This is a genomic window from Micromonospora sonneratiae (assembly GCF_042679305.1).
Classification (GTDB): Bacteria; Actinomycetota; Actinomycetes; order Mycobacteriales; family Micromonosporaceae; genus Micromonospora_H; species Micromonospora_H sonneratiae.
In genome coordinates this window covers 36,646-48,351 of record NZ_JBHTMP010000049.1, presented here as the reverse complement: position 1 = coordinate 48,351, position 11,706 = coordinate 36,646, and the positions used below count along the sequence as shown (strand labels likewise).

Annotated in this window: 13 protein-coding genes and 1 pseudogene; 10 read left to right on the top strand and 4 right to left on the bottom strand. The window is 69.4% G+C overall.

Annotation, left to right across the window (positions count from 1 at the left end; translation table 11 throughout):
- The 4 genes and pseudogenes from ACFQ4H_RS25830 to ACFQ4H_RS25815 form a co-directional block, all read left to right on the top strand.
- Positions 1-343: pseudogene (locus ACFQ4H_RS25830) on the top strand (ATPase); the annotation flags it as partial.
- Positions 340-750, top strand: coding sequence for a roadblock/LC7 domain-containing protein (locus ACFQ4H_RS25825; RefSeq protein ID WP_377575270.1), 411 nt, complete (start codon positions 340-342; stop codon positions 748-750). The pseudogene ACFQ4H_RS25830 and the gene ACFQ4H_RS25825, both read left to right, overlap by 4 nt.
- A gap of 63 nt (positions 751-813) precedes the next feature.
- Entirely contained in the window at positions 814-1,179 is a 366-nt protein-coding gene (locus ACFQ4H_RS25820; RefSeq protein WP_377575268.1) for a DUF742 domain-containing protein, read from the top strand.
- Positions 1,160-1,783 carry a GTP-binding protein gene (locus ACFQ4H_RS25815; RefSeq protein WP_377575265.1) on the top strand — a complete coding sequence of 208 codons (624 nt, stop codon included), beginning with the start codon at positions 1,160-1,162 and terminating at the stop codon, positions 1,781-1,783. Before ACFQ4H_RS25820 ends, ACFQ4H_RS25815 begins: the two co-directional genes overlap by 20 nt.
- 135 nt (positions 1,784-1,918) lie before the next feature.
- Here the strand turns inward: ACFQ4H_RS25815 and ACFQ4H_RS25810 are convergent, their stop codons facing one another.
- Both ACFQ4H_RS25810 and ACFQ4H_RS25805 read right to left on the bottom strand, forming a co-directional pair.
- Positions 1,919-3,010, bottom strand: coding sequence for a uroporphyrinogen-III synthase (locus ACFQ4H_RS25810; protein ID WP_377575262.1), 1,092 nt, complete (start codon positions 3,008-3,010; stop codon positions 1,919-1,921).
- A complete protein-coding gene (locus ACFQ4H_RS25805; RefSeq protein ID WP_377575259.1) occupies positions 3,000-3,191 on the bottom strand; it encodes a hypothetical protein in 192 nt (63 codons plus the stop codon). The genes ACFQ4H_RS25810 and ACFQ4H_RS25805 overlap by 11 nt, the downstream gene beginning before the upstream one ends.
- 170 nt (positions 3,192-3,361) lie before the next feature.
- Between ACFQ4H_RS25805 and ACFQ4H_RS25800 the strand changes: the two genes are divergently transcribed.
- The 6 genes from ACFQ4H_RS25800 (at position 3,362) to glmM (ending at position 8,987) form a co-directional block, all read left to right on the top strand.
- Positions 3,362-3,616, top strand: a complete 255-nt coding sequence (locus ACFQ4H_RS25800; RefSeq protein ID WP_377575256.1) for a DUF6364 family protein — start codon at positions 3,362-3,364, stop codon at positions 3,614-3,616.
- Positions 3,606-3,899, top strand: coding sequence for a hypothetical protein (locus ACFQ4H_RS25795; RefSeq protein ID WP_377575254.1), 294 nt, complete (start codon positions 3,606-3,608; stop codon positions 3,897-3,899). The genes ACFQ4H_RS25800 and ACFQ4H_RS25795 overlap by 11 nt, the downstream gene beginning before the upstream one ends.
- A 137-nt stretch (positions 3,900-4,036) precedes the next feature.
- Positions 4,037-6,388, top strand: coding sequence for an HAD-IC family P-type ATPase (locus ACFQ4H_RS25790; protein ID WP_377575251.1), 2,352 nt, complete (start codon positions 4,037-4,039; stop codon positions 6,386-6,388).
- Between the two features lie 193 nt (positions 6,389-6,581).
- The gene (rplM, locus tag ACFQ4H_RS25785) at positions 6,582-7,025 is read left to right on the top strand and encodes a 50S ribosomal protein L13 (protein ID WP_377575249.1); all 444 of its coding nucleotides are present in this window, start codon (positions 6,582-6,584) and stop codon (positions 7,023-7,025) included.
- A 20-nt stretch (positions 7,026-7,045) separates the two neighbouring features.
- Positions 7,046-7,510 (top strand): 30S ribosomal protein S9, encoded by a 465-nt coding sequence (rpsI, locus tag ACFQ4H_RS25780; protein WP_377575247.1) that lies wholly within the window; start codon positions 7,046-7,048, stop codon positions 7,508-7,510.
- A 118-nt stretch (positions 7,511-7,628) separates the two neighbouring features.
- The gene (gene glmM / locus ACFQ4H_RS25775; protein ID WP_377575245.1) at positions 7,629-8,987 is read left to right on the top strand and encodes a phosphoglucosamine mutase; all 1,359 of its coding nucleotides are present in this window, start codon (positions 7,629-7,631) and stop codon (positions 8,985-8,987) included.
- 199 nt (positions 8,988-9,186) lie between these two features.
- Here glmM and ACFQ4H_RS25770 read toward each other — a convergent pair whose 3' ends face one another.
- Together ACFQ4H_RS25770 and ACFQ4H_RS25765 are read right to left on the bottom strand one after the other, a co-directional pair.
- Complete coding sequence (locus ACFQ4H_RS25770) at positions 9,187-10,230, bottom strand: prenyltransferase (protein WP_377575242.1); 1,044 nt, start codon at positions 10,228-10,230, stop codon at positions 9,187-9,189.
- Positions 10,231-10,342: 112 nt separating this feature from the next.
- The gene (locus ACFQ4H_RS25765) at positions 10,343-11,539 is read right to left on the bottom strand and encodes a pyridoxal phosphate-dependent aminotransferase (protein WP_377575240.1); all 1,197 of its coding nucleotides are present in this window, start codon (positions 11,537-11,539) and stop codon (positions 10,343-10,345) included.
- Positions 11,540-11,706 lie beyond the last annotated feature (167 nt).

Below are 11,706 nucleotides of genomic sequence, written 5' to 3'. Positions count from 1 at the left end.
GACCGCCGGCCCGGTGGCGAGCCCGGTCAGCCAGCCGGCACCGCAACGCCCCGCGTCGGGCGAGAACGTGTGGCAGACGGCAGCCGACGAAGGCTGGGCCCGGGCCACGCAGGCCGCTGACCCGGCTGCGGCCGGCACCACCCGCTCCGGTCTGCCCAAGCGGGTTCCCCAAGCACAGTTGGTGCCCGGTGGGGTCGCTCCGCAGGACAAGCGGGAGCGCACCCGACGGACGCCCGATCAGGTGCGCGGTCTCTTGTCGGCCTACCACCGTGGCGTCCAGCGTGGGCGCTCGGCCATCGGCGACCCGAACGGCACCAACTCAACCAAGGAGACGAGCGAATGAACAGGCCAGCGGCGATGCAGGACATGAGTTGGCTGCTCACCAACTTCGCCGACAGTGTGGCGGGAATCGCGCATGTGGTGGCGGTTTCGGCTGACGGTCTGCTCCTTGCCTCCTCACGTGACCTGCCGCAGGACCGGGCCGACCAGTTGGCGGCGATCACGTCGGGCGTGGTGAGCCTCACCGATGGTGCCTCCCGGATGTTCAGTGCCGGCGGGGTGCTACAGACCGTGATCGAGATGGACAGCGGTTATCTGTTCCTGATGTCCATCAGCGACGGCTCCTCCATGGCCGTGCTGGCTGCCCGCAGCTGTGACGTCGGGCAGGTGGGCTACGAGATGGCCCTGCTGGTGGAACGGGTCGGCGCCGCCCTCGTGCCGCTGCCCCGGGAAGCCGTGGTACGTCCCTAGTACGGGCTGAACCTGGATTGACGCTGGTGACGCCGCGATTCGACCGGAAGGAGGTGCCCGTACATGGACAGACGTCGTGAAGATCCGCGTGGCGCGCTGGTCCGACCGTATGCGGTCACCCGTGGCCGTACCGAACCTCGTCAGGACATCGCCATCGAGGCGGTGCTCACGGCGAGCCCGGCTGCGGTAAACGAGTCCCGGTTCGCCGGGCATGACAAGCACCGCATCGCCACGGTCTGCGAGGGCCGGGCGCAATCGCTGGCGGAGATCGCCGCATACACCCGGCTTCCGCTGGGAGTCGCCCGGGTGCTGGTCGCCGACATGGTGGCCGACAGCCTGCTGACGCTGCACAGTGCCGCTCCCGCTGAGGCGTACGAGGAGCGGATGGAACTGCTTGAGAGGGTGCTAAGTGGACTTCGCAGGCTATGACCCAGCCGGGTCGCGCCGCACCGGAGGGATCACCTCCGCGAAGATTGTTGTTGCGGGTGGGTTCGGCGTGGGCAAGACGACGCTGGTCGGCGCCGTCTCGGAGATCACGCCGCTGACCACCGAGGCGGTGATGACCGCCGCAGGTGTCGGCATCGACGATCCGTCGAAGGTGCCGGGCAAGCAGACCACCACAGTCGCCATGGACTTCGGCCGGATCACCATGGCCCAGGACCTGATCCTCTATCTGTTCGGTACCCCCGGGCAGACCCGGTTCTGGTTCATGTGGGACGAGATCATCCGGGGTGCGGTGGGCGCTGCGGTGCTGGTCGACACGCGACGGATCACCGACGCCTTCGCGCCGCTGGACTACTTCGAGAACCGCAACCTGCCGTACGTCGTGGCGCTGAACCGCTTCGACGGCGCGCCGCAGTACGAGGCGGAGGAGGTGCGCGAGGCGCTGGCCATCGCGCCGCACGTCCCGCTCGTCCTGACCGATGCCCGGCATCGGGAGTCGGTCAAGCAGGTGCTGGTGAACGTGGTGCAGCACGCGATGGCCACCCTGCAGGCGCAGCACGGCCGGGGCTTCCCGACCCCGGTCGGCTGATCGCCCGTACACTGCCAGGCCCGCGCCGGTCGGCCGACTCCTCGTCGGACGGCCGGCGCGGCCCGTTCAGGCCACCGAACGCGTCGGTCGACGACAGGCCCCGGTCGGACGGCGCGCCCGGGGCAACGGTGCGCCTCAGTCGACGGCAAGCCGGTAGCCGCGTTTGACCACGGTCTGTACGACCCCGGGCGCACGCAGTCCGGCCCGGATCCGGGCGACCGCCATCTCGACGGCGTGTCCATCGGCACCGCGCGGCAGGGTACGTAGCAGCGCCGCCCGGGACAGCACCCGACCGGGCGTACCGGCCAGGGCCCGGAGCACCGCCATCGGTGCGGGGGCCAGCGGGCGCAACTCCCCGTCGATGACGGCGGCGTGCCCGCGCAGGGTCAGCTGGTGACCGGCGACCCGGACACTGACCGAACGGGTGGGGAGTTCGTCGGCGAGGGTACGCGCCAGCGCGTCGAGCCGGGCCCGGTCCGGCACCAGCACCGGCACCTGGTGCCGGCGTAGCGGTGCGGCGGTGACCGGCCCGACCCCGGCCGCCAGTACGTCCCTGCGCAGGGCTGCCAGCATCGCGTCGACCCGCGGGCCGGCGGCCTGTAGGAGCGCGTCGACCGCAGGGGCGGAGGTGAACGTGACCGCGTCCACCAGCCGACCGGTCACCAGGTCGACCAGGCGGGACAGCGGGGCCGGGTCGGTCGCCGGAGCCCACCGGTAGACCGACACCTCGATCACCTGCTCCGCACCGGCCGTCTCCAAAATGGCGGTGCATTCCGGACGTCGTTCACCGTGCAGTAGTACGGCGACCACCTGGTCCGCCACGCCCCGGTTCCGGAGGTGTTCGACCGCCTCGTCGCAACTCTGCGTCGCTGGCATCCGTCCGGTTGCCAGCCCGGTGGCCCGTACGGCGACGTCGGCCGGGGCGCCGCAGGTCACGATGTAGGCCCGGGAGAGGGCAGAGCGCAGTTGGCCGGCCAGCCCCCAGCCCTCGGCGGCCGTCAGCCAACCGCGTACTCCGAGCCCGGTACTGGCCACCAGGACGTCGGGTGGACGCTTCAGGCAGGCCAGGGTGGCCGCCCGTAACCGGGTGTCGTCCAGCAGCGGCGCTATCCGCAGCGCCGGGGCGACCACCACCCGGGCCCCTCGGTGTTCCAGCAGAGCGGCGAGTTCGTCGCGTCCCCGGTCGGCGGGTATTCCGATGGTGAAACCGGTGAGTTCACCGGACATCGGCGAACCGGTCCGGCGGCTGGCAGGTGAGCGGGTGGCAGACGAGCGTGCGGCAGACGAGCGGGTGGCAGACGAGCGGGTGGCAGACGAGCGGGTGGCAGACGAGGATGCGTTCCGACCGGGGGCGCACCTCGACCGACATGGCCCGGTTCCGCAGGCTGGCACCCGTACTGTCTGCCATGTCCGCAAGCATGCTGGGAGACGGTTTCCCGGTCGCGTCCCGCGTGTTTCGGGCCTGCTACAGCCCCGCCGGCTGCCCAGTGTGTCGGGGGAGCGGAAGCTGGCTTTCCCGGGAACCGCCGAAGGAATCGAGGGATGACCACGGGTCATACCAGGAGTAGGCTGGCCGGCATGGCTGCCAAGGTGACCCTGTCGTTCTCGGAAGACACGATCGAGGAAGCCAGACGCTTCGCCAAGCGGGACGGCATGTCGCTGTCCGCCTGGATCAACCAGGCCGCGCAGGAGAAGGCGCTGCGTGAGGTCTTCACCGCCCACGCCGCCGCGATCCGCAGCGCCGGGTTCGACCTGGAGGCCACCGCGCTCGCCGACGAACGCGAGGGGGAGATGGTCGACGACGCCATGTTCGGCGGGGCGCGTGCTGCGTAGAGGCGAGATCTGGCGCATCGAAGGCGCCCGGGAGCGGCTCGGCCTGGTAGTCAGTTCCGACGTCTACAACAGCACCGACGTACCGATCGTGATCGTCGCGGAGGTCGTCGAGGAGGAGCTCCTCCGGGACTCCCCACTCGCCGTGCCGATGGGTGCGTTCGTGGTGATGCCCGACCGGCTCTCCTCGCCGATGAAGAAGTGGTTCACGGAGTGTGTCGACGTGGCCGACTCGGACGTCATGTTCCGGGTGTCCCGGGCTCTGCGGATCATCCAGAACCTCTGATCCGGTCCCGCTGGACCGCTGTTCGCAGGGGTGCACCGACCCTGAGCACGGGTGCGGGCAGCCCTGACGAAAATCAGGGGTGATCTAGGACGATCGGGAGCAGCGGGGCGGCTAGGGCATTTCGTAGCCTCATCCACATGCTGAAAATGCGAGCCGGCCTCAGTACGGCGGAGGTGGCCGAGCGGGTCGCCGCCGGGCAGATCAACGACGTGCCGGTCCGCTCTGGACGGAGCGTGTCGGAGATCGTCCGGGCGAATCTGTTCACCCGGATCAACGCCATCATGGGCGTGCTCTTCGTGGTCATTCTCGTGGTGGCGCCGATCCAGGATGCGCTCTTCGGCGGTGTGATCATCGCCAACACCCTGATCGGTGTGGTGCAGGAGTTGCGGGCCAAACGGACCCTGGACCGGTTGGCGATCGTGGGCGCGGCCCGCCCGGTGGTACGGCGGGATGGGCTGGCCGCGGAGGTGGCCGCCGCGGAGATCGTGCTCGACGACCTGATCGAACTCGGCCCGGGCGACCAGATCGTGGTCGACGGGCTGGTCACCGAGGCCGACCAACTGGAAGTGGACGAATCCCTGCTCACCGGAGAGGCGGACCCGGTACTCAAGAAGCCGGGTGACCAGGTGCTCTCCGGAAGCTTCGTGGTGGCCGGTACCGGTGCCTTCACCGCCACCCGGGTCGGTCGGGCCGCGTACGCTGCCCGGCTGGCCGAGGAAGCCAGCCGCTTCACGCTGGTCAACTCGCAGCTGCGTACCGGCCTCGACACCATCCTGCGGTTCGTCACCTGGTTGATCATCCCGGCCGGATTCGCCCTGATCGCCAGCCAATGGCTGGTCAACCGGGACGATCTGCCGGAGGCGGTCCGGCGGATGGTCGCCGGTCTGGTCCCGATGGTGCCCGAGGGGCTGGTCCTGCTGACCTCGATGGCCTTCGCGGTCGGGGTGATCCGGCTCGGTCAGCGTCGCTGCCTGGTACAGGAACTGCCGGCGATCGAGGGCCTGGCCCGGGTCAGCGTCGTGTGCCTGGACAAGACCGGTACGTTGACCGATGCCGCGATGCGGGTGGCCGAGGTCCGCTGTCTCGACCCGGACGTGCCGGTGCCGGCGGTGCTCGGTGCGCTCGGTGCGGCTGACGAACGGCCCAACCCGAGTCTCTCGGCCATCATCGACGCCTATCCCGAGCCGGCGGGCTGGGCCAGCCGGGAGCGGATGCCGTTCTCCTCCGCCCGCAAGTGGAGCGGGGCCGTCCTCACGGACCCGGACGGGGAGAGCGCGGTCTGGCGGCTGGGGGCCCCGGACGTACTGCTGCCCGCCGGGCACCCGGTGCTGGCCGAGGCCGACGGGTTCGGTGCCCGGGGGCTGCGGGTGCTGCTGCTGGTACGCCAGGAACAGGTTGCCGTCCCGGTGGCGTTGGTGGTGCTGGCCCAGCGGCTCCGCGACGATGCCCCGGACACGTTGCGCTACTTCGCCGACCAGGGGATCGCGGTGAAGGTGATCTCCGGCGACAACGCCCGATCGGTGGGTGCGGTCGCCCGTGGCCTAGGCCTGCCCGGTGCCGACCATCCGGTCGACGCCCGGGAACTACCCACCGAACCGGCTGAGTTGGCCGAGGCGGCCGAGGGGAACACCGTCTTCGGTCGGGTGGGACCACAGCAGAAACGGGAACTGGTGGCCGCCCTACAGGCGCGGGGACACACGGTGGCGATGACCGGGGACGGGGTCAACGACGTACTCGCGTTGAAGGATGCCGACATCGGGGTGGCCATGGGTTCGGGCAGCCCGGCCAGTCGGGCCGTGGCACAGATCGTGCTGCTGGACAACAACTTCTCCGCGCTGCCCGCCGTGGTGGCCGAGGGGCGTCGGGTGATCGGCAACATCGAGCGGGTCGCCAACCTGTTCCTCACCAAGACCGTCTATTCGGTGCTGTTGGCGATCATCGTTGTGGTCAGCCAGGTGCCCTATCCGTTCCTGCCCCGCCATCTCACCCTGATCTCGTCACTGACCATCGGCATCCCGGCGTTCTTCCTGGCGCTGGCACCGAACACCGAGCGGGCCCGGTCCGGCTTCGTCGGCCGGGTGCTGTGGTTCGCCGTACCCGCCGGGGTGGTGGCGGCGGTCGCGACCATCAGTTCGTACCTCGTCGCCCGGGGGGTCTACGTCGACGACCTGGCCGCCGAGACCTCGGTCGCCACGCTCACCCTGTTCCTGGTCGGGCTCTGGGCGGTGGCGATCATCGCCCGCCCGTACACCTGGTGGCGGATCCTGCTGGTGGCGTCGATGGGGCTGGCCTTCGCAACGGTGCTGACCGTTCCGTTCCTCCAGGACTTCTTCCAGTTGCATCTGGTGGGTGCGCGGGTGCCGGCCATCGCGGTCGGGATCGCGGTCACCGCCGGGGTGGCGTTGGAGCTTGTCCGGTGGGCGCTCGCCGGCCGGAAATCGGACAGGGTACGCTCCGAGCGGTCGGCCGTGGGGCCGAACCGGCCGTGACGATCGTCATCTCTTGATCGTTTCGGTCGGCTGTTGACCGACCCCCCGTTTTGACCCCGTGACTGGCAAGCGAGTATCGTTGCCTGCTGTTGTGCTACAGCCGACGGCGTGCCCTACCAGGTACGCTTGGTCGTTCGTGCGCCCCTATGATCGGCGCCCGACCCCAGACCGCCGACGAGACAAGGTTAGACCTGTGCGTACGTACAGCCCGAAGCCGGGTGAGATCGAGCGTCAGTGGCACGTTATCGACGCCTCTGATGTCGTGCTGGGCCGCCTGGCCACCCACGCTGCCACGTTGCTGCGTGGTAAGCACAAGCCGACTTTCGCGCCGCACGTCGACACTGGTGACTTCGTTGTCATCGTGAACGCGGGCAAGGTTGCGCTGACCGGCAACAAGCGGCAGACCAAGATCGCCTACCGCCACTCCGGATACCCGGGTGGTCTGAAGCAGGTCGGCTACGACGAGCTGCTGACCAAGCGCCCGGAGCGGGCGATCGAGCTGGCCGTCAAGGGCATGCTCCCCCACAACAAGCTCGGCCGTAAGCTGATCAAGAAGCTGAAGGTCTACGCTGGCGCCGAGCACCCGCACGGCGCGCAGCAGCCGGTGCCGTTCGAGATCAAGCAGATCGCGCAGTGAGCGCGGACGAAGGAAGCAGCATGACCGAGACCACTGCGATCGCCCTCGACGAGTACCCGGCCGCCGCGGACGCCCCCACCCCGCGGGCCCCGCGTAACGACCGCCCGATCCAGACCGTCGGCCGCCGCAAGGAGGCCATCGTCCGGGTCCGGATCGTCCCCGGCAGCGGCAAGATCACCTGCAACGGCCGTGAGCTGGAGGCCTACTTCCCCAGCAAGGTGCACCAGCAGCTGATCAAGGACCCGCTGGTGACCGCTGAGAAGGCCGAGACCTTCGACGTCATCGCCAACCTGCGTGGCGGCGGCATCACCGGCCAGGCCGGTGCGCTGCGGCTGGCGATCGCCCGCGCCCTCTGCGTCAACGACGGCGACGACCGTCCGGCGCTCAAGAAGGCCGGCTTCCTCACCCGGGACGCCCGGGTCAAGGAAAGCAAGAAGTACGGTCTCAAGAAGGCCCGTAAGGCCCCGCAGTACTCGAAGCGCTGATCATCAGCTACACCTTGTACGTCTGAAAGACGGCCGGGTCCGCCTCCCCCTCAAGCGGTGGCGGTCCCGGCCGTTTTCGCTTTCTCCATCGGCGTGCTTTCCCGGAGGTATTTCGCGCATGGGTCGGTTGTTCGGTACTGATGGCGTACGGGGGCGTGCAAACGCGGACCTGACCCCCGAGTTGGCTATGGCCGTCGCCGTGGCGGCGGCTCATACACTCGCCGAGTCCGATCGCAGCCACCCCCCGTTGGCCGTGGTCGGCCGGGACACCCGGGCCAGCGGCGAGATGCTCGAATCAGCCGTGGTGGCCGGTCTGGCCAGCGCCGGCGCGAACGTGCTGCGGGTCGGTGTGCTGCCCACCCCGGCGGTTGCCTACCTGGTGGGTGAGGTCAAGGCCGACCTCGGCGTGATGCTCTCCGCCTCGCACAACCCGATGCCGGACAACGGGATCAAGCTCTTCGCCGCTGGCGGGCACAAGCTGCCGGACGACGTGGAGTTGGAGATCGAGGCGGCGATCGAGGCCAACAGCGCGGCCACCTGGCATCGGCCCACCGGTGCCGGGGTCGGTCGGGTGCATGATCTGCTCGATGGCGCCGACCACTACGTGCAGCACCTCGTGAGCACCGTGCCGCACCGGCTCGACGGGCTCAAGGTCGTCGTCGACTGCGCCAACGGCGCGGCATCCGAGGTGGCGCCGGTCGCCTACCAGGAGGCCGGCGCCGAGGTGATCTCCATCCACGCCGAGCCGGACGGGCTCAACATCAACGACGACTGTGGGTCGAACCACATCGACGCGCTCCGGGCCGCTGTCGTCGAGCACGGGGCACATCTCGGGATCGCTCACGACGGTGACGCGGACCGCTGCGTGGCGGTGACCGCCGCCGGTGACGAGGTCGACGGCGACCAGATCCTGGCGATCCTCGCCCTGGCCATGCGGGAGGCCGGTTCCCTGACCGGGAACACCCTGGTGGCCACCGTGATGAGCAACCTCGGGCTGCGGATCGCCATGTCCGAGGCGGGCATCCGGCTGGTCGAGACCAAGGTCGGTGACCGGTACGTGCTGGAGGAGTTGCGGGCCTCCGGGCTGGCGCTCGGCGGTGAGCAGAGCGGGCACATCGTGATGCCGGAGTACGCCACCACCGGCGACGGTGTGTTGACCGGTCTGCACCTGATGTCGCGGATGGCGGCGACCGGGAAGTCGTTGGCGGAACTGGCCGCCGTGGTGACGAAGCTGCCCCAGGTCCTGATCAACGTGCCGGTCGGGGACCGTACGGTCGGCGCGGGCGCGTCGGGGGTGCTGGCCGCCACCGAGCAGGCGGAGGCCGAGTTGGGGACGACCGGTCGGGTGCTGTTGCGCCCGTCCGGCACGGAACCGCTGGTCCGGGTCATGGTCGAGGCGGCGACCGTGGAGATCGCCCAGACCGTGGCAGAGCGGATCGCCGGTGAGGTACGCCTCGCGAGCCCGCCCACGGCCTAGGGTCGGTTACACCCGTCGACCCCCGTGCTGAGTAGCTACCGGTGGAGCCTGGGCCGTACCTTTGATTCATGTCAGGTCGTGATGCGGCCGGTGCTGGCGGCGGCACTGTCTGACGTCCAGCCCGATCGGCCGTGCCCGCGGGAGCGCCTGTGCCTCCCGCCGACGCGTGTCGTCAAGCGGGAGGCTTCCGGCGGGTGGCTCAGCGTCGGCTGGCCAGCCAGAGCCGGTGTCCGAACAGCAGCCCGTACGCAGCCAGGACTGCGGCCAGGATGAGGGGTGCCGTGCCGCCGTGGCCGCGTACCAGGCTGTCGGCGATGACGCCGGCCATCGCGGCGCACACGATCAGGGAGACATGGTTGGAGGCCCAGAAAACCACCGGGGTCATCCGTTCCGGGATGACGTCGCGCATCGCGCCCCGGCGGAGTTGACGGACCAGCCAGACCGACAGGGCAGCGGTGGCAGCCATCGGCGCCCACACCAGCCACGGCACCCAGCCGACCACGGCGAACAGGGTGAGCATCAGGTACGCGACCACCTGTGCGGCGATGATCATCGTGATCGCCCGGGAGTAGCCGATGATGACGGGGATGGTGCGTTTGCCGACGGACTCGTCGGAGACCCGGTCGCCCAAGTTCATGATCATCATTCGGGCGACCTGGAGTAGCGCGGTCGGTGCCAGGATCGCCAACAGCATCAGTGGCAACGTGTCCGTCTGGAGGAGTGCGGCGACCACCGGCCACAGGCCGTTGAGGATGGCCGCCACCGTGAGTTCGCCCAGGCCCCGGTAGTTGAAGCGCAGCGGTGGTGCGGTGTAGAACCAGGCCAGCGCCAGGGTGACGGCCCCCAGTACGCGGGCCGAGGTGGTCGGCATCGCCGCCACCAGCAGCATGCCGCCGGCCCAGAGGAGGAAGGCCGTACCCAGCGAGACCATCGGTGCGACCAACCCGTCCACCAGCGCTCGACTGCCGCCGGTCCACGGTGTGTGGTAGACGTTCGCCCGATCGGCCTCCAGGTCGAAGTACTCGTTGCAGTAGTGGGTCATCACGTGGACGACCCAGGCGAAGACCTGAGCGACGACGTACCACTTGAGATCCAGCGGATGACCCATGTGTACGGTCACCGCCACGCCGAGCCCCACCGGGAGCACGTTGTAGAGCAGGAATTTCAGCCGGGCCAGCCGGATGAAACCGCTGAGCTGGGATTCCCTGACCGTGCTGGCAGTGCTCGTTTCGCCGACTGTCATATCCGGACACCCCCGTGGTTATTCCGCCCGTACGAGTCGTTTCGATCGCCAGTGTAGAACTTTGTCTATATTATCGGCGTCGATGATCGATCGGCGGGGCGGAAACGGGCGGCTATCCGACCGGTCGCATCGTCGACAGCCGGGCGACCGCGTCGTCGAGCACCTCCGGACGCTTGCAGAAGGCGAAGCGCACCAGGCGTTGCCCGGCGGTCACGTCGTCGTAGAAGACCTGGGTCGGTACGGCCACGACGCCACACCGTTCGGGCAGCGAGCGGCAGAACTCCACCCCGTCGCGGCCACCGAGGCGGGTGATGTCGGCGGTGACGAAGTAGGTGCCCTCCGGGTTCAGTACGTCGAATCCGGCTGCGGTCAGCCCGGCGGAGAGCTGGTCCCGTCGGGCCTGCAGGCCCGCGCGGAACCCGTTGTAGTAGTCGTCGGGCAGCGCCAGCGCCACGGCCACCGCCGGCTGTAGCGGTGCCCCGTTGACGAAGGTGAGGAACTGCTTGACCCGGGTCACCGCGGAGACCAGGGCCGCCGGTCCACTGGCCCAACCGATCTTCCAGCCGGTGCAGGAGAAGGTCTTGCCCGCCGACGAGATGCGCAACGTACGCTCCCACATCCCGGGCAACGTGGCCAACGGAACGTGCGCGGTGGCGGCATCGGTGAAGACGAGGTGCTCGTAGACCTCGTCGGTGACCGCGTACACGTCGTGTTCCTGGCAGAGCTCGGCGATCAGGGTCAACTCGTCGCGGGTGAAGACCTTCCCGGTCGGATTGTGCGGCGAGTTGAGCAGCACCAGCCGGGTACGCGGACCGAATGCGGCGCGTAGGGCGGCCGGGTCGAAGGCGTACCGGCCGGCGGCCGTGGGGTGCAGGGTGACCGGCCGGCGGACCGCGCCGGCCAGGGCGATCGAGGCCGCGTACGAGTCGTAGTACGGCTCGAAGCAGATCACCTCGTCGCCCGGCTCGCAGAGGGCGAGGATCGCCGCTGCGATCGCCTCGGTGGCACCGGCGGTGACGAGTACCTCGCCGTTCGGGTCGTAGTCCAGCCCCCAGAATCGGCGCTGGTGTTCGGCGACTGCCTGCCGCAGGGCAGGGATACCCGGACCGGGCGGGTACTGGTTGTGGCCGGAGTGCAACGCCTCCGCAGCGGCGGCCAGCATCTCGGCCGGGCCGTCGGTGTCGGGAAAGCCCTGTCCGAGGTTGACCGCGCCGGTACGGGCGGCCAGCGCCGACATCTCGGCGAAGATCGTCGTGCCGAACGGGCGCATCCGGTGGACCAGCGGATCGGTGTCGGTGGGTGTCGTCACGCCGTCAGCCTAGGGCCGAACGGTCGTTCGGGTCGACGCCGACGCCGATGCCGATGCCGACGCCGACGCCGATGTCGATGTCGATGTCGCGGCCATTGTCGGCGGCGGTAGACGACCTCGGGCCCGACGGAACGTGTCGGTCGCTGCCGATAGGGTCGTGCCCGCTT

What these genes read in the sequence shown, in the direction of transcription:
- ACFQ4H_RS25790 (WP_377575251.1), top strand. Translation starts at nt 4,037, where the DNA reads ATGCTGAAAATGCGAGCCGGCCTCAGTACGGCGGAGGTGGCCGAGCGG.
- ACFQ4H_RS25800 (WP_377575256.1), top strand. Translation starts at nt 3,362, where the DNA reads ATGGCTGCCAAGGTGACCCTGTCGTTCTCGGAAGACACGATCGAGGAA.
- ACFQ4H_RS25810 (WP_377575262.1), bottom strand. Translation starts at nt 3,010, where the DNA reads ATGTCCGGTGAACTCACCGGTTTCACCATCGGAATACCCGCCGACCGG.
- glmM (WP_377575245.1), top strand. Translation starts at nt 7,629, where the DNA reads ATGGGTCGGTTGTTCGGTACTGATGGCGTACGGGGGCGTGCAAACGCG.
- ACFQ4H_RS25825 (WP_377575270.1), top strand. Translation starts at nt 340, where the DNA reads ATGAACAGGCCAGCGGCGATGCAGGACATGAGTTGGCTGCTCACCAAC.
- ACFQ4H_RS25805 (WP_377575259.1), bottom strand. Translation starts at nt 3,191, where the DNA reads ATGGCAGACAGTACGGGTGCCAGCCTGCGGAACCGGGCCATGTCGGTC.
- rpsI (WP_377575247.1), top strand. Translation starts at nt 7,046, where the DNA reads ATGACCGAGACCACTGCGATCGCCCTCGACGAGTACCCGGCCGCCGCG.
- ACFQ4H_RS25820 (WP_377575268.1), top strand. Translation starts at nt 814, where the DNA reads ATGGACAGACGTCGTGAAGATCCGCGTGGCGCGCTGGTCCGACCGTAT.
- ACFQ4H_RS25770 (WP_377575242.1), bottom strand. Translation starts at nt 10,230, where the DNA reads ATGACAGTCGGCGAAACGAGCACTGCCAGCACGGTCAGGGAATCCCAG.